We start from the raw sequence: 16893 nt of genomic DNA, 5'->3' as shown, positions 1-16893 counted from the left end.
TGGCCATGACCGGCAGCCAAGATGGTACTGACGTGCCAGGATCGGGGTGTGGATTCGAACGAGGCGACGATCGACCTGACCGACCTGGACGCCGTGCGCGTGTACGCGCTCCCGATGCACACGCGGTTCCGTGGAATCACCGTGCGTGAGGGCGTCCTGTTGGGCGGCCCCTCCGGGTGGGGCGAGTTCTGTCCGTTCGAGGACTACTCCGACGCCGAATCGGTGCCCTGGCTGAACGCGGCTCTGGAGGCCTGCGCGGGCAACTGGCCGGAGCCGGTGCGCGAGGTGGTACCGGTCAACTGCACGGTTCCGGCCGTCGACGCCGACCGCTGCCACGAGATCGCCGCGAACTCCGGCTGCTCGACGGCGAAGGTGAAAGTCGCCGACGCCGCGCAAACCCCCGGTGAGGACATCGAGCGCGTGGCCGCCGTCCGTGACGCGCTCGGCGGGTCCGGAGCCGTCCGCGTCGACGCCAACGGCCTGTGGGACGTCGACAGCGCCACCACCCGCATCCGCGAACTCGACCGAGCGGCGGGAGGTCTGGAGTACGTCGAGCAGCCCTGCGCCACGCTCGACGAGCTCGCCGCCGTGCGGCGACGGGTCGACGTGCGCATCGCCGCCGACGAGTCCATCCGCCGCGCCGAGGACCCGCTGCGCGTGGCCGTGGCGGGCGCGGCTGACGTCGCGATACTCAAAGCCACGCCGCTCGGCGGCGTTCACCGCGCGCTGCGCGTGGCCGAGTCCTGCGGGTTGCCCTGCGTCGTCTCTTCCGCGGTGGAAAGCAGCGTCGGGCTGGCCGCGCAACTCGCTCTCGCGGGCTCGCTGCCGCAGCTGCCCTTCGCCTGCGGCCTCGGCACGATGTCGCTGCTCGACGGCGACACCGTCGCCGACTCGCTGCACACATCGGAGGGACACCTGCCGGTGCCCCGGCGCGCTCCCGCGCCGGACCCGGCGCGGGTGGCGGCGGCGACTCCGTCGGCCGCCACCCAGCGCCGCTGGCTCGACCGGCTCGGCCGCGTCCACGCCCTGCTGTAGCGGAGCGGGCGCAGGTGTCACCCGCCCCCGCGTGGTGAACGCGTCGCGGGGGCACTCTCACCGCCGCGACGACGCGTTCACCACCACACCGACCGCGAGGGGGTCCGCACCGAAAGCCGAGGCGCGAAACCCGTCAGCGAGTACGCCGTCGACGCCGGAGGAGCACGGCGACGGCGACCAGCGCGGCGAGCCCGACGACGGTGGGAGCCAGGCGCTTGAGCACCGGCCCCCCGGCGGTGCCGAGCAGATCGATCGCCTCCTCGGAACTCGGTGCGGACTCGGTCCGCGTGGCACCCCCGGCGGAGTCCGCGGTCGTCGCTCTGGTCGCCGCCTCGGACTCCCCCGGTTGCTCGGGAACCTCCCCGGCCGGAGTGACCGGTTGCGGCTCCGATGTCCCGTGCACCTCGGGACCGCTTTCCCCCACCACGGGCCCCGGGACCGGCCCGGTCCGCTCGGTCACGGACCGTTCCTCGACCTCCTCGGCGGCCGCGGGCTCGACGAGTCGTTCCTCCAGGCAGTCGGAGAACTGCGTGATGAGCTTCTCGGCGACGTCGTGGATCATCCCGCGCCCGAACTGCGCGGGCTTTCCGGTGACCTTCAGATCGGTGTCGACGGCGACCGTGGTGCCCTGCCCCAGGGGCGAGAGCTCCGCGGTGACCGTGGCGGCGGCCGTACCGTTGCCCCGCGAGTCCTTGCCGCTCGCGTCGATCACCACCCGGTGCGCGGCGCTGTTGGTCTCGGTGAAGGTGCCGGAGCCCTTGTAGAGCAGCGAGACCGGCCCGAGTTTGACCTTGACCGAGCCGGTGAAGTCGTTGCCGTCGACCTCCTTCAACGTCGCCCCCGGCATGCACGGCGCGACGCGCTCCAGGTCCAGCAACGTCGACCAGGCGACGTCGACCGGCGCGGGAACGGTGAACTGGTGCTGCATCCGCACGAGAAACCCTCCTGATCAGCCTCACACGCCGGCCGCCGCGGTCACGGCCCTGCCGGTGAGCACCTGGGCGAGATGTTCGCGGTAGTCGATGTCGGCGCCGGCGTCGCTGACCGGGCTGGTGCCCTCCGTCGCGTGCCGGGCCGCGTGACGGATCGCCTCCGGCGTGGCGGGCCTGCCGAGCAGTGCCTGCTCGACGGCCAACGCGCGCACCGGGGTCGACCCCATGTTGGTGAGTCCGACCCTGGCCTCGGCGATCGCACCCGCCTCCACCCGCACGGCGGCCGCCACCCCGACCACCGACCACGCCTGGGCGACGCGGTTGAACTTCTCGTAGTGCGCGCTCCACCCGGTGAACATCGGGAACCGCACCTCGACCAGCACCTCGGCCGGGTCCAGGGCGGTGGTGAAGTAGTCGACGAAGAACTCGGAAGCCCGCACCACACGGGCCCCGGACGGACCCGCCAGCACCATCTCGGCGTCCAGCGCCAGCGTGGGAGCGGCCAGGTCACCCGCCGGATCGGCGTGGACCAGCGCCCCGCCGAAGGTGCCGCGGTGTCGTACCTGCGGATCGGCCACCGTCCGGGCCGTCTGCGCCAACAGCTTCGCGTGGTGGTGGACCAGCGGATCGCGCATCACGTCGTGATGGGTGGTCATCGATCCGATGACCAGCGATCCCCCTTCCTCCCGGACCCCGCGCAGCGCCGTCACGCCGCCGAGGTCGACGACCACGCCGGGGTCGGCCATCCGCATTCGCAGCACCGGCAACAGGCTCTGCCCGCCCGCGAGGACCTTGGCGTCCTCGCCGGCCTCTTCCAGCGCGGAAACGGCTTCGGCCACTGTGGAGGGTGCGATGTAGTCGAACGGTGCCGGAATCACCTGAGGTCTCCTTCCGAGCCTGCGAAACCACCGGTTTCCATCGATCCGAGCCCGCCACCGGCCTCCGGGGCGGTCTCGGAACTCGCGCGAACTCCCCGGATCGCCCGCCAGACCCGCTGCGGCGAGCACGGCATCCGCACGTCGTCGACGCCGAAGTGGCGCACGGCGTCGACGACGGCGTTGACCACGGCGGGGGTGGAGGCGATCGTGCCCGCCTCGCCGACACCCTTGACACCCAGCTGATTCGACGTCGCCCGCGTCTCGGTGCGGTCGGTGGTGAACTCCGGCAGATCGGCGGCGGTGGGCACCAGGTAGTCGGCCAACGTCGCCGTGGTCAGCGTCCCGTCCTCGTCGTGGACGGCCTCCTCGAACAGCGCCTGGGCGATGCCCTGCGCCAAACCGCCGTGCACCTGCCCTTCCACGATCAGCGGGTTGACCACGGTACCGACGTCGTCGACGCAGACGTAGGAACGAATGCGCACCTCGCCGGTGTCGGTGTCCACCTCGACCGCGCACAGGTGGGTGCCGTGCGGGAACGAGAAGTTCTCCGGGTCGAAGGTGGCCTCGGCGTCCAGGTTCGGCTCGACCCCCTCCGGAAGGTCGTGGGCGGTGAACGCGGCCAGCGCGACGTCGGAGATGCCGGTGCCGCGATCGGTGCCCCGCACGCCGAAGCGCCCCGCGGAGAACTCCAGGTCGTCCTCGGAGCACTCCAGCATGTGCGCGGCGATCCGCCGGGCCTTCTCGATCACCCTGTCGGTGGCGCTGACCGCCGCCATCCCCCCGACCGACAACGAACGCGAACCGTAGGTGTCCATACCGCGCGGGGAGATCTGGGTGTCACCGTGCAACACCTCGACGTCGTCGAAGGGCACGCCGATCCGGTCGGCCACGAGCTGGCTCCACGCCGTCACGTGCCCCTGGCCGTGCGGCGAGACACCGGTGACGAGCTCGACCTTGCCGGTCGGCAGCACCCGGATCTGCGCGTGCTCCCAGCCGCCCGCGCCGTAGGACAGCGATCCGAGCACCCGGGAGGGCGCGAGTCCGCACATCTCGGTGAAGGTCGACACGCCGATACCGAGCTGGACGGTGTCGGCGCGCTGGCGCCTCCGGGCCTGCTCCTCGCGCAACTGCCGGTAGCCGAACAGCTCCTCGGCCCGGCCGGTGGCGGCCTCGTAGTCACCGGAGTCGTAGGTCAGCCCGGCCACGGTGGTGTACGGGAACTCCGCGCGGTCGATCCAGTTCCTGCGACGCACCTCCAGCGGGTCCATGTCGAGCTCGGCGGCGAGCTCGTCCATCATCCGCTCGATGGCGAAGGTCGCCTCCGGCCTGCCCGCACCGCGATAGGCGTCCGTGGGTGTCTTGGTCGTGAACACGTTGGTGCAGGTGAACCGGTAGGAGTCGAACTTGTAGATCGAGTTGAACATCAGGCCGCCCAGGATCGGGATGCCCGGTGTCACCAGCCGCAGGTAGGCGCCCATGTCGGCCAGCAGCTCCACGTTCAGGCCGGTGACCGTGCCGTCGCGGCGGGCCGCCAGCGCGAGCCGCTGCACCTGATCGCGGCCGTGATGAGCGGAGACCATCGTCTCCGAGCGGGTCTCGGTCCACTTCACCGGGCAGCCGAGCCGGCGGGCCATCAGGAAGGTCAGCACCTCCTCCGGGGTGACCTGGAGCTTGCCGCCGAAGCCGCCACCGACGTCGGGAGCGATCACCCGGATCTTGTGCTCGTCCACGCCCAGCGACATCGCCAGCATCGTGCGCAGGATGTGCGGCACCTGCGTGGCCGAGTACACCGTGATCTGCTCCGACGTGGGGTCGACCAGCACCGACCGCGGTTCCATGAACGCGGGGATCAGCCGCTGCTGGCGGAACGTGCGCTCGACGCGCACCTCCGCATCGGCCAGCGCCCTGTCCACGTCACCGCCCGTTCCCGCCTCGGCCGAGTCGAAGGTCCAGGTCGCGCTGCGGTTGGTGCCCAGCTCGGTGTGCACCAGCGGCGACCCCGGCTGCGCCGCCGACTCCACGTCCAGCACCACCGGCAGGTCGTCGTAGTCGACGTCGATGGCGTCCAGCGCGTCGCGGGCCTCGGCGGCGCTGCGCGCGGCGACCATCGCCACGGCCTCTCCGGCGAAGTTGACCGTGTCGACGGCCATCGGCGGCGCCTGCGGGCTGCGCATGTCCTCGGTGATCGGCCAGGCGCACGGCAGGCTGCCCTGATCGGCCGCGATGTCGGTACCGGTGACCACCGCCCGCACCCCGGACATGCGGCGGGCCTCGGAGGTGTCGACGGAGGTGATCCGCGCGTGAGCGACCGGGCTGCGCAGGACGGCCAGGTGCATCATCCCCGGCAACGCCATGTTGTCGGTCCAGCGCGTGGCTCCGGTGACCAGCCGCGCGTCCTCCTTGCGCTTGCGCGAACGACCGAGTTCGGGTTCCGCGGTGGAGGTCATGACTGCCCTCCCGTCGGCTGTGCGGTCCGCTCCTCGGCGGATCGCGGCGCGGGCGTCTCGCCGGTGTGCTCGGCCTCGGCACCGGCACGCATGCGTCGTGAGGCGTCCCGTACGGCGCGGACGATGTTCTGGTAACCGGTGCACCGGCACAGGTTGCCTTCCAGGCCCTCGCGAATCTGCTGATCGTCCGGTTCCGGGGTGTCGGAGAGCAGGTCGACGGCCTGCATGATCATTCCGGGTGTGCAGAACCCGCACTGCAACGCGTGGTTGTCGTGAAACGCCTGTTGCATGGGGTGCTGCCCGCCGTCGCCGCTCAGCCCCTCGATGGTGGTGATCTCGTGGCCGTCGGCCTGCGCGGCCAGCACCGAGCACGACTTCACGCTCTGCCCGTCGAGGTGAACGGTGCAGGCACCGCAGTTGCTGGTGTCGCAGCCGACGACGGTGCCGGTCCTGCCGAGGTGTTCGCGTAGGTACTGCACGAGCAGGGTGCGTGCTGAGACGTCGTCTGTGTAGGTGGTGCCGTCGACGTGGACGGTGATGCGCGGCATTGGGCCTCCTCGAACGGACACGACCCGCGGTGTGGGTGCTCCCCGGCCGAACCCGGGTTCGGTGACCGGAGTCACATCCCCCGAGCCTGCTACGGAACGGCGTTCGAGGCAAGCCCGAAGCCGCTTTCAGCCCCGCTCGGAGCTCGCCAACCCGTGCACTCTCGCCCACAGCCGCCGCAACGCGTCCAGGCTGTGCCCCGCGACGAGGTGGTCCACGTACGGCAGGGCGGCGGCGATGCCGGACTGCACCGGCTCGTACCCGGCGTGCCCGGCGTGCGGATTGGCCCACACGACGGCGTGGGCGAGGCGGCGCAGTCGCGACATCTGTCCGGAGAGGACACTCGTGTCACCGCGCTCCCAGCCGTCGGAGAACACCACCACCACCGCCGACCGAGCCGTCCCGCGCTGCCCCCAGCGGTCGAGGAAGGCACCCAGGGTTTCACCCAGCCGGGTACCTCCGGAGAAGTCCGGCACCGCGCGGGACGCGGCGGCCAGCGCGCTTTCGGGGTCACGTTGCCGGAGCTGCCTGCTGACCCGCGTCATCCGCGTACCCAGGGTGAACACTTCGGTGCTCGCCGGGGAGCGACGCAGCACGACGTGGGCGAAGCGCAGCAGCGCGTCGGCGTAGGGAGCCATCGAACCGGACACGTCGATCAGCAGCACGACCCGGCGTGCTCGCCGCACCCGATCACGCCGCCGCAGGTGCAGCGGTTCTCCCCCGCTGCGGAGCAGCTGCCGCATCGTCGCCCGGGGGTCGATCTCCCCGCGCCGGGACGGTTTCCGGCGCAGCGCGGCCCGACGCGGAGGTCGGAGGTCCAGCTCGGCCAACATCCGGCGCAGCTGCTCTCGTTCGGCGGGTCCGAGTTCGGAGACGTCCCTGCCGCGCAGTACCTCCGCGTCGCTGGCGGCGGTGGCCAGCGGTTCCGACTCGGTGGTGCCGGACTCGCCCGGTTCCGGCGCCGCCGTGCGGGTGCGCTTCGTGGTGCGGGAACCGCGCTCCGGGCGGGGCAACGGCGCGGAGCCGAACCAGTGCTCGAAGGCCCGGTCGTAGCGCGGCAGGTCGTCGGGCTCGGCACACAGCGTCAGGCGTCCCGCCCAGTACAGTCCCGACCGGTCGTCGAGATCCACGTGCTCGGTGGCAGCGAGGAACGTCCGGACCCGGCCGGGATCGCAGGCCACACCGGCATGACGCAACGCTCGGGCGAAGCCGACCAGCCCGACCGGGTACTCGTGACCATTTCGAACCGTCATGGCGCTCCGCGGAAATCGCCGTCGGCGCGGACCCGTTCGGCGTCCTCCCGGTACTTGAGCACGGCTCCGAGCGTGCGTGCCGCGAGCTCGGTGTCCAGCTCGGTACTGCCCAGCGCGAGCAGGGCCTGCGCCCAGTCCAGGGACTCGGCGACTCCCGGCGGCTTCAACAGCTCCATCCCCCGCATCCGCCGTACCGCCGTGGCCACCTGCTCTCCCAACCGCTCGTCGAGGTCCGGCAGCCTGCGCCGCAGGATCGCCACCTCGCGCGGCAGGTCGGGGTGCTCCAGCCAGTGGTACAGGCACCGACGCTTCAGCGCGTCGTGCACCTCGCGAGTGCGGTTCGAGGTCAACAGCACCACCGGGGGTTCCGGAGCCGTGACCGTGCCGAACTCCGGGATGCTGACCGTGTACTCCGACAGCACCTCCAGCAGGAACGCCTCGAACTCGTCGTCGGCGCGGTCGATCTCGTCGACCAGCAGCACGCACGGCGCCTCCCACAGGGCGCGTAGCAGCGGGCGGGCGAGCAGGAACCGCGAGGTGTACAGGGAGGACTCCGTCGCCGCGACGTCCAGCTCCCCCGCGGCGGCCTCGAGGGTGCGCAGGTGCAGGAGTTGGCGGGGGAAGTCCCAGTCGTAGAGGGCCTGGGCCGCGTCGATGCCCTCGTGGCACTGCAACCGGATGAGCCGCACCCCGAGCGCCGCGGCCAACGCCCGCGCCAGCGCCGTCTTCCCCGTCCCGGGATCGCCTTCGCAGAGCAGGGGGCGTCCCATCCGCACCGCCAGGAAGGCGGCGGTGGCAATCCCGTCGTCCGGTAGGTATCCGGCACCGTCCAGCGCCGCCGCCATCTCCGCCGGCGAGTTCACCGCACCGGCACCATCGCGATCCGCCATGGCGCGAGCGTATTCGACCTGTCACGTCCCGAGCAGACGATCTTGAGCAGTCCCGCTGTCACCACCCGGACCGGTACGGGCCATACTGAGTCGGTTCGCAGGTCCGGACGAGGTGGAGCATGAGCCGGTTCAGTGGTTTCCCCGCGCACGTCGAAGCGCACCTGGGGAGGATTCGCGGTGCGGAGAGTCCGGAGGTGGGCGACAGGGATCGCGGTTACCACCTGGTCTACTGCGACCCCGCGCACGGCGCGCACGTGTCGGTGCTGACAAGCGGGCTGCGCTCGCACACCGCCGGGGCGCCGCTGCCGCACGAGCTCGTGTGCACCCTCTACGCCGGGCAGGAGCGCTACGCCCGCCATCTCACCGGGGTGATCGCCGAACTGCTCAGCGAGTCGCAGAGCAGGGTCGGGCCGGGCGCGCTGATCATGAACGACCGTTCGCTGCTGCCGGACACCGAGATCAGCGGAGCGCTGGCCGCACCGCACCCCTACCTCGGCGAGGACTTCGACGTGCTGCGCGACGAGGAGGGCACGGGGGTCCTGCGGATCATCACGCTCATCCCGATCACCCGGGCCGAGGCCCAGCTCGTGGCCCGATACGGCAGCGACGTGCTCTACGACCGGTGGGAGCAGTACAGCAGCGACCTGCTCGACGTGCACCGCGGCGCCGTCGCCTGAGACGCGGCACCGTCAACCCGAGGGCGTCGGGCGCACGGTTTTCCCTGAAGTCGTGGCACAACTTCAGGGAAAATCGCATCGGACCACGGCGATGTACACCACGCCCCGCCGCGGCGGCACCGAAGCGCGACTCCCGCACCGAACACCGGGGGCACCTCCGGGCAAGGTCGGGGTCCTCCCCCGAGGCAACGGGGCGCGGGCGCTCCCACACTGGGGACATGACCGACCACAACACGATCACCCCCAAGAACGACTCGGGCATTCGCCGGTTCCGGCGCAGCCGGGAAGACCGCATGATCGCCGGAGTGTGCGGCGGGGCGGCGAAGCTGTTCGGCACCGACGCCGTCCTCGTGCGGATCTTCCTGGTCGCCGCCACCCTGCTCGGCTTCGGCACCGGCATCCTCGTCTACGCGGCCTGCTGGCTGCTGGTACCGGAGGATTGAGGCGACTACATCTCCGGGGCCCGGCGGACGAAGGTGTCGAGCACGCCCTCGGCCACCTTGACCGGCCCCTGCGGCCTGCTCTCGCCCGGGATGGTCCGCACGGCACCGGCCCGGCGCGCCAGCTCGGCGGCCGCCGCGAAACGCTCCTCGGCACGCGCCGAACCGCCGTCCAGCCGCGCCCGCAAACCGTCCAATGTGGCCAGCAAGGCGTCCCCCCACAGGTCCGTGGCCCGCAGCCAGGGTTTCGCGTCGGCGACGAAGTCCTGCGCGGCACCGGCACGAATCCGTTCGGGCGCGTCCGCGATCCGCTGGGCGTAACCGCGCAGGTCCGCCAGTGCCTTGGCGCGGTCACCGCTGTTCCACGCGGCGCGGAACTCGTCCAGGCGGCGGGAGAGCTCGGGAGCCGAGCGCAGCCACAGGTCACCATCTGCCAGCGGTGCCGCGTGGTTGAGGTCGAAGAACACCATCAGCGCCTCGACGGTCGCCGGATCCGGCCGCAGGTCCCCACCGTCGGTGAGGCGGTCGCCGGACAGGTACTCGGCCGCCGCCCGCCAGGCTCGCCGCGGGTCGAATTCCTCGTCGTTCCAGGCGAAGGCGGCGGCTCCGATCTCGACGACCTCGCTGGCCGCGGCCTGGTTCATCGGGTTGACCACGAGCCCGCTCAGGTGCTCGGACAGCCCGGGCTCGCGCTCGGCGTACGGCCCGACCATCAACCGCCCCTCGGAGGCGTCGAAGTCGTTGACGGGGTAGTTGTCCCACAGCATGACCTCGCGGCCCCACACCTCGGTCGCCTGCTTCGCCTTGTCGACCGTGACGTCCCCGGGGATGACACCGTCACCGGTCCACATCACCCGCACACGCGGATCGAGCCGCTCGCGCAGGGCGCTCTTGTAGGCCGAGTCCTCCACGTCGGAGTACTCGGTGGGCACCATCTGCAACGGCCGCGTGCCCGGGTGCGTGTCGACGAACTCGTGCTGCAACCGGTTGAGCAGGTCCACCTGCGCCCGACCGGCCGCGCCCGGGGAGGGCGCACCGTAGGCCCTCCGGTCGGCAGCGCAGTTCCACCGCGTGTAGGTGATGTCGTCCAGCGGCAGCGCGAAACTGCGCACACCCGCGTCGTACATCTGCTGCATCTTGGCCACCAGCGCGTCCCAGTCGGACGGATCGCTGTAGCAGATCGACGTTCCCGGCGAGAGCGCGAAGGTGAAGTCCACGTGGTGGGCCGCCGCCTGCCCGATCAGCTCCCGGAGCTGCGCGAGCTTGGCCTTCGGGTAGGAATCGCGCCACCGCTCCCGGTGGTAGGGATCGTCCTTGGGCGCGTAGACGTAGGTGTTGAACTTGACCGCACCGTAGAAGGCGAGCTGGTCCATGCGCTCGGCGTGGGTCCACGGACTGCCGTAGAAACCCTCGATCGTGCCACGCACGGGCAGTGCCGGGTGATCGACGATGCCGACTCCGGCGATGCCGCCGGGAGTGACCAGTTGCCGCAGCGTCTGCACGGCGTAGTAGGCGCCGTCGGAGTCACTGGCCCCGAGCAGCAGGGTCGGTTCGTCTCCGCCCTTGGCGGCCACCACGTAGCCCTCGGGCTCGAGCGGCCTGGGAGCACCGAAGCCGACCCGCTGCAAGCCCTTGACGATGCCGGGGCGCACCCGATCACCGAGCCGGACCCGCAACGTGACGCCCTCGACCGTCGGACCGGGCTCGCGCACGATCACCTCGTCGGCCCCGGCCACACGCAGCACGCGCACGGCCAGCTCCCGCGTGGAGGGGTCCACGAGCGGGTCCACCACGACCGCGACCTTGCCGTGCACCCGGATGTCCCGCCCCAGGTCGACCATCATCCGCGGTTTCGGCGTCACACCGGGCATACCGGCGTCGTGCGCCTCGGCACCGGATGTCGAACCGCCCCGTTCCGGCGGTGCGGTGTTGGTGCAGGCCGTGGCCGCCAGCAACGTGCACAGCAGCGAAGCCAGCACCATCGAACGCCCACGATGCGACCGAGCCACTGTGCCTCCTCGTTTCCCGGTGGGCGACCGGCGGGTGACGATCGCCGGTGACCAGACTGACACATCACCCCCGACACGAAAGAGGGCCGTTGCCCCCTCGGGGGAACGGCCCTCTCGCGCATGTCCGTGCGTGGGCACGGGCGTCAGTGAGACTGGCTCACATCATGCCGCCCATACCGCCCATGCCACCCATGCCGCCCATGCCGCCGGTCGGGTCGCCGCCGCCGGCCTCGCCGCCGCCGCCGTTCTTCTCCGGCTTGTCGGCCACGACGGCCTCGGTGGTCAGGAACAGACCCGCGATGGAAGCCGCGTTCTGCAGCGCCGAGCGGGTGACCTTGGCCGGGTCGATGACGCCCGCGTCGATCAGGTTCTCGTACTCGCCGCTGGCGGCGTTGAGACCCTGGCCGGCGGACAGGCCCTTGACCTTCTCGACCACGACGCCGCCCTCCAGACCGGAGTTGACGGCGATCTGCTTGAGCGGGGCCTCGACGGCGGCCTTGACGCTGTTGGCGCCGGTCGCCTCGTCACCCTCCAGGTTCAGACCGTCGAACGCGGCCACGGCGGCCTGCAGCATGGCCACGCCACCACCGGCGAGGACACCCTCCTCGACGGCGGCCTTGGCGTTGCGCACCGCGTCCTCGATGCGGTGCTTGCGCTCCTTGAGCTCGACCTCGGTCGCCGCACCGGCCTTGATGACGGCCACGCCGCCGGCCAGCTTGGCCAGCCGCTCCTGCAGCTTCTCGCGGTCGTAGTCCGAGTCGGAACGCTCGATCTCGGCACGGATCTCGTTGACCCGGCCGGAGATCTGCTCGTCGTCGCCGACGCCCTCGACGATCGTGGTCTCGTCCTTGGTGACCACGACCTTGCGGGCACGGCCGAGCATGTCCAGCTCGGCGCTCTCGACCTTGAGGCCGACCTCCTCGCTGATGACCTGGCCGCCGGTGAGGATGGCCATGTCCTGCAGCATCGCCTTGCGGCGGTCGCCGAAGCCGGGAGCCTTGACGGCGACCGACTTGAAGGTGCCGCGCATCTTGTTGACGACCAGGGTGGCCAGCGCCTCGCCCTCGACGTCCTCACAGATGATCAGCAGCGGCTTGTTGGACTGCATGACCTTCTCCAGCAGCGGGAGAAGGTCCTTGATGTTGGAGACCTTCGAGCTCAGCAGCAGGATGTAGGGGTCTTCCAGCGACGCCTCCATCCGCTCCTGGTCGGTCACGAAGTAGGGCGAGATGTAACCCTTGTCGAAGCGCATGCCTTCGGTGAGCTCCAGCTCGAGCCCGAAGGTGTTGCTCTCCTCGACGGTGATGACGCCTTCCTTGCCGACCTTGTCCATCGCCTCCGCGATGAGCTCGCCGATCTGGGAGTCGCCGGCCGAGATCGCCGCGGTCGCGCCGATCTGCTCCTTGGTCTCGATCTCCTTGGCGGACTTGAGCAGCTGCTCGGCAACCGCCTCGCTCGCCTTCTCGATGCCCTTCTTCAGCGCGGTCGGGCTCGCGCCGGCCGCGACGTTGCGCAGACCCTCGCGCACCAGCGCCTGGGCCAGCACGGTGGCGGTCGTGGTGCCGTCACCCGCGACGTCGTCGGTCTTCTTGGCGACCTCCTTGACGAGCTCGGCGCCGATCTTCTCCCAGGCGTCCTCGAGCTCGATCTCCTTGGCGATGGAGACGCCGTCATTGGTGATGGTCGGCGCGCCCCACTTTTTCTCGAGCACGACGTTACGACCCTTCGGGCCGAGCGTCACCTTGACGGCGTCGGCGAGGGTGTTCATGCCGCGCTCAAGACCGCGGCGGGCGTCCTCGTCAAACGCGATCATCTTGGCCATTGCGGTGTGGTCCTCCACCTGTCTGGACGCCGCGAAGCCACAGGGACTCCCACGGCAGGACTCGTGCTCGGCCAGGCCCGGTGCCCGCGACGGACGACCGTTCCGCGAGTGTCGCAGTGGACACCAGCGGTACCGGCCTCACCGTCCCGACCTGGCACTCAATCCTAACGAGTGCCAACTCCGTGTTTAGCACTCCCGGGCATGGAGTGCAAGCTGACGCGTCTCAGGAGCCGATCGAACTACCCATGATGATGAACAGCACCACGATCAGGATCACGGCCGAGCCCACCAGCAGCGGAACCACCCAGCGGGCCGAGCTCTCCTTGCGCGTGGCGAAGGAGGCGGGCTGGGCGGGCATGGGTGGACGCAGCCGGACCGGGTCGCTGTTCGGCGGCGGCAACGTGTTCGGAGGCCCCTGCATCGGAGGTTGCGGCGCGTAGCCGCCGGGCGGCTGAGGGGGCCCGGGCTGGGGTGGCCCCGGCTGGGGTGGCCCGGGTTGGGACGGTCCCTGAGGTTGCGGAGGCGGCGGCTGGACCAGCTGCGGTCCCGAGGGCGGCCCGGGAGCCTGCGGACCGGGCTGGGCTCCCGCGGGCTGGTTCCCGGAGCGAAGCGCGGGAGCCAGCGCACCGCGCGCCGCGGCGATCAGCTCCTTGCAGTCGTCGTAGCGCTGGTCCGGCGTCTTGGCCATCCCCTTGCGCAGCACGTCGTCGATGGCCGGAGGCAACACGACCTGCGAGGTCACGGTGGGCGGTTCGCCGCCGAGGTGGCCCTGGATGACCTCCTGGACCTGGCCCTTGAACGGTGGACGCCCGGTCAGGCAGGCGAAGAGCATGCAGGCCAGCGCGTACAGGTCGGTGCGCCCGTCCACGGGCTCACCGCGCAGGTGCTCGGGACCGGCGTAGGTCGGCGAACCGAGGAAGTCACCACTGCTGGTGCGGTGCCCGGTCGCGCCCCTGCGGGTCAGGCCGAAGTCCGCGAGGTAGACGTGTTCGTGGGAGGCCTCCTTGGAGGTCACCAGCACGTTGGCGGGTTTGAGATCCAGGTGCACCAGCCCCCGCTCGTGCAGCAGGTCCAGCGCCTCACCGATCTGTTCGAGCAGGTCGACGGCCCGCTGCGGCGAGATCGGCCCCTCCGAGATCAGCTTGGCCAGGTCGGAGCCCTCGACGAGTCGCATCGCGATGTAGAGCATCTCGTCGACCTCGCCGAAGTCGTACAGCGGCACGATGTTCGGGTGGTCGATGGCCGAGGTGTTGCGGGCCTCGTCGACGAACCGTTCTCGAAACTCCGCGTCACCGGTGATGTGTTCACCCATGACTTTGAGGGCGACCTTGCGGCCGAGACGGGTGTCCGTGGCGCGGTACATGACGCTCATCCCGCCGCGACCGAGCACCTCGTCGATTTTGTAGTGGCCAAGACGGCGTCCGGTGAGGTCTTCCGACACGCACCGCAGCCTAACGTTCCGCCGATACCGCCGTCTGCCGGTTCGACGAGTCCGTCAACGGACGACGGCCCGGCCCGAGCGGACCGGACCGTCGGCACCTACAGCTTGCGAACGCCGTCGGCCTGACTACGACCGTCGCGTCCCGCCGTCACCTCGTACTCGACCCGCTCGCCCTCGTCGAGGGTGCGGAACCCGGACATGTTGATCGCGGAGTAGTGGACGAAGACGTCGGATCCACCATCGGTGGCGATGAACCCGTACCCCTTCTCCGCGTTGAACCACTTGACCGTGCCGACCGCCACGGCGTCCTCCTCGTGAACTGTGATGCACGACGCACGAAGCGCCGCTGGAGCACGGAACACGCTACCCGACGTCGGGGGGTTCGTCTTCGGCTTCGACCCGCCGAAAACGCCCGCGGCGCTGGGCCGAACGGGTGGTGTTCACGCTCACCGCACGTAGCCCCGTCGACTCAGCGGCCGACGGAGCCGTGGTGGCGCAGCCAGGCCGCCAGTCCGCGCGGGTCGCGGGTCTGGGTCAGCACCCGACCGGGCCCCGCGAAGTCGAACACCAGCCCCGCACCGGTGCGCAACGACTGCGCACCTCCCTGTTCGAGCTGGCGCAGCCGGGACTGCACGGAATCCGCGTAGGCCACGAGATGCCCCGCGTCGATCGTGACGAACTCCCCCGGTGACAACGTCACCACGTCCAGCGCGCCGTAGCAGCACACCACCAGCGGCCCCTGGCCGGTGACATGGGTCAGGAAGCCCTCCTCGCCACCGAAGAGGTTCCGGAACCCGCTCCACTGCGCCTGCGCCCTGGTGGTGCTCGCTGCCGCCAACCAGCACTGGCGGGACACGCACCATCCCCCCTGGCCGTCGAGTTCGAGCACGTCGAGATCGCCGGGCAGGCTCGGCGCCACGTCCACCCAGCCGCTCTGCCCGGAAGCGGTGTAGGTCACCACCGAGGAGTGCTCGCCACCGAAGGCCGCCCTGGCCGCTGCCAGCATCCCGCCCCCGGGACGGGTGTCGACGGCGAGTCCGTAGCTGGTCGCCAACATCGCACCGGACTCGACTCCGGCCGACTCCCCCGCGGCGAGCATCAGTCGAGCCACGCCGAACGACGGCGTGTGCCGAGTGCACACCTGCACGAACGCCTCCTTCGCAACGGCCTGTCGCGGCCGAGCGGAAAGTCTGCCACGACACGGTTCTCCGGCCTCGGGTTCACCCGGCCTCGGCCGGTATCGGACCATCGGGGACGTGGCCGACACGACTCATCCTTCCCCGCTGGTTCCGGTTTCCGAGCACCGCGCGAAGGTCGCGGCGCTGCTGGAGCCGACGGCGATCGAACACCGCTCGCTCGACGACTGCCTCGGGCTCGCACTCGCCGAGGACCTCACCAGCACGATCCCGCTGCCGCCGTTCGACAACTCGGCGATGGACGGCTACGCCGTCCGCTCGGTGGACCTCACCCGGGCCGGTCCGGAGCAGCCGGTGATGCTTCCGGTCACCGCCGACATCCCGGCCGGCCGCATCGAACTGCCCGCGCTGGAGCCGGGAACCGCGCACCGCATCATGACCGGTTCGCAAGTGCCCCCGGGAGCGGACGCGACCGTGCCCGTGGAGCGCACGGACGGAGGCACCGAGCAGGTGAGCGTGTACGAGGCCGCGCGTCCGGGCGCACATCTGCGTCGCGCGGGCGAGGACGTGAGTGCGGGGACGCGCGTGCTCGCGGTGGGCACCTCCCTCAATGCCGCTCATCTCGGCGTCGCCTCCGCGGTGGGGACCGCCCGACTACCGGTGCACCGACCCCCTCGGGTGCTGGTGCTGTCCACGGGGTCGGAACTCGTCGCGCCCGGAGAACCGTTGCGGGCGGGGCAGATCTACGAGTCGAACGGGATGATGCTGGCCGCCGCCGTGCGCCAGGCCGGCGGGCAGGCCCACCTGCTGCGCTTCGTTCCCGACGACGTCGACGCCTTCCACGCCGCCCTCGCCCCGCACCTGGACACGACCGACCTGATCATCACCTCCGGCGGGGTCAGCGCGGGCGCCTACGAGGTGGTCAAGGACGCGCTGACCGACAACGGCGTGGAGTTCACCAGCGTCGCGATGCAGCCGGGCAAGCCGCAGGGGCTGGGACGGTACCGGGGAGGGCCGGCCGTGGTCACGCTGCCCGGCAACCCGGTCAGCTCGATGGTCTCGTTCGAGGTGTTCGTCCGTCCCGCGCTGCGCCGGGCGGCGGGTCACGAGGTGACGCTGCGCCCCAGGCGCGAGGCGACGCTGACCGAGTCGCTGACCTCCTCGCCGGGCAAGCGCCAGTACCGCAGGGGGCTCTTCGACGCCGAGACCGGCACGGTCACCCCCCACGGCGGACCGGGTTCGCACCTGCTGTCGGCCATGGCCCGGGCCAACTGCCTGCTCGACATCGACGAGGACGCCGCGGAGATTCCCGCGGGCAGCCCGGTCACCACCTGGCTCGTCGACTGAGGACCGTTTTCGCGAATCACCCCGTGCGGCCTCTTTCCCC

15 protein-coding genes are annotated in these 16893 nt (G+C 70.9%); 4 read left to right on the top strand and 11 right to left on the bottom strand.

Features of this window, described 5'->3' with window-relative positions:
- Positions 1–48 precede the first annotated feature (48 nt).
- The gene (locus FHX42_RS19700; RefSeq protein WP_328796440.1) at positions 49–1035 is read left to right on the top strand and encodes an o-succinylbenzoate synthase; all 987 of its coding nucleotides are present in this window, start codon (positions 49–51) and stop codon (positions 1033–1035) included.
- A gap of 133 nt (positions 1036–1168) precedes the next feature.
- Here the strand turns inward: FHX42_RS19700 and FHX42_RS19695 are convergent, their stop codons facing one another.
- From FHX42_RS19695 to FHX42_RS19670, 6 genes are all read right to left on the bottom strand, one after another.
- Positions 1169–1963 carry an SRPBCC family protein gene (locus FHX42_RS19695; RefSeq protein ID WP_220480643.1) on the bottom strand — a complete coding sequence of 265 codons (795 nt, stop codon included), beginning with the start codon at positions 1961–1963 and terminating at the stop codon, positions 1169–1171.
- Positions 1964–1990: 27 nt separating this feature from the next.
- Complete coding sequence (locus FHX42_RS19690) at positions 1991–2845, bottom strand: FAD binding domain-containing protein (protein WP_182545907.1); 855 nt, start codon at positions 2843–2845, stop codon at positions 1991–1993.
- On the bottom strand, positions 2842–5292 hold the full coding sequence (locus tag FHX42_RS19685) for a xanthine dehydrogenase family protein molybdopterin-binding subunit (RefSeq protein ID WP_182545906.1): 2451 nt from the start codon (positions 5290–5292) through the stop codon (positions 2842–2844). The genes FHX42_RS19690 and FHX42_RS19685 overlap by 4 nt, the downstream gene beginning before the upstream one ends.
- A complete protein-coding gene (locus FHX42_RS19680; protein WP_182545905.1) occupies positions 5289–5840 on the bottom strand; it encodes a (2Fe-2S)-binding protein in 552 nt (183 codons plus the stop codon). The genes FHX42_RS19685 and FHX42_RS19680 overlap by 4 nt, the downstream gene beginning before the upstream one ends.
- A gap of 126 nt (positions 5841–5966) precedes the next feature.
- Positions 5967–7091: a vWA domain-containing protein gene (locus FHX42_RS19675; RefSeq protein ID WP_182545904.1), complete on the bottom strand. Its 1125-nt coding sequence runs from the start codon at positions 7089–7091 to the stop codon at positions 5967–5969.
- A complete protein-coding gene (locus FHX42_RS19670) occupies positions 7088–7981 on the bottom strand; it encodes an AAA family ATPase (protein WP_182545903.1) in 894 nt (297 codons plus the stop codon). The genes FHX42_RS19675 and FHX42_RS19670 overlap by 4 nt, the downstream gene beginning before the upstream one ends.
- Before the next feature lie 119 nt (positions 7982–8100).
- On the opposite strand from FHX42_RS19670, the gene FHX42_RS19665 reads away from it, so the two are divergent.
- A complete protein-coding gene (locus FHX42_RS19665; RefSeq protein ID WP_182545902.1) occupies positions 8101–8658 on the top strand; it encodes a suppressor of fused domain protein in 558 nt (185 codons plus the stop codon).
- 218 nt (positions 8659–8876) lie between these two features.
- Positions 8877–9101, top strand: coding sequence for a PspC domain-containing protein (locus tag FHX42_RS19660; RefSeq protein WP_182545901.1), 225 nt, complete (start codon positions 8877–8879; stop codon positions 9099–9101).
- A gap of 5 nt (positions 9102–9106) precedes the next feature.
- Here FHX42_RS19660 and FHX42_RS19655 read toward each other — a convergent pair whose 3' ends face one another.
- The 5 genes from FHX42_RS19655 to FHX42_RS19635 form a co-directional block, all read right to left on the bottom strand.
- Entirely contained in the window at positions 9107–11107 is a 2001-nt protein-coding gene (locus FHX42_RS19655) for a beta-N-acetylhexosaminidase family protein (protein WP_328796437.1), read from the bottom strand.
- Positions 11108–11264: 157 nt separating this feature from the next.
- Positions 11265–12929: a chaperonin GroEL gene (gene groL / locus FHX42_RS19650; RefSeq protein ID WP_182545900.1), complete on the bottom strand. Its 1665-nt coding sequence runs from the start codon at positions 12927–12929 to the stop codon at positions 11265–11267.
- 223 nt (positions 12930–13152) lie between these two features.
- Positions 13153–14370 (bottom strand): serine/threonine protein kinase, encoded by a 1218-nt coding sequence (locus FHX42_RS19645; protein ID WP_182545899.1) that lies wholly within the window; start codon positions 14368–14370, stop codon positions 13153–13155.
- A 98-nt stretch (positions 14371–14468) separates the two neighbouring features.
- Positions 14469–14672 carry a cold-shock protein gene (locus tag FHX42_RS19640; protein WP_182545898.1) on the bottom strand — a complete coding sequence of 68 codons (204 nt, stop codon included), beginning with the start codon at positions 14670–14672 and terminating at the stop codon, positions 14469–14471.
- A gap of 167 nt (positions 14673–14839) precedes the next feature.
- On the bottom strand, positions 14840–15517 hold the full coding sequence (locus FHX42_RS19635; RefSeq protein WP_182545897.1) for a TIGR00266 family protein: 678 nt from the start codon (positions 15515–15517) through the stop codon (positions 14840–14842).
- A 109-nt stretch (positions 15518–15626) separates the two neighbouring features.
- Here FHX42_RS19635 and moeA point away from each other — a divergent pair, with 109 nt between their 5' ends.
- Positions 15627–16853: a molybdopterin molybdotransferase MoeA gene (moeA, locus tag FHX42_RS19630; protein ID WP_328796434.1), complete on the top strand. Its 1227-nt coding sequence runs from the start codon at positions 15627–15629 to the stop codon at positions 16851–16853.
- Positions 16854–16893 lie beyond the last annotated feature (40 nt).

It is taken from the genome of Halosaccharopolyspora lacisalsi (assembly GCF_014137975.1).
GTDB classification, from domain to species: domain Bacteria; phylum Actinomycetota; class Actinomycetes; order Mycobacteriales; family Pseudonocardiaceae; genus Halosaccharopolyspora; species Halosaccharopolyspora lacisalsi.
Note: the sequence above shows the minus strand (reverse complement) of the source record. Positions and strands in the feature narration are given on the sequence as shown.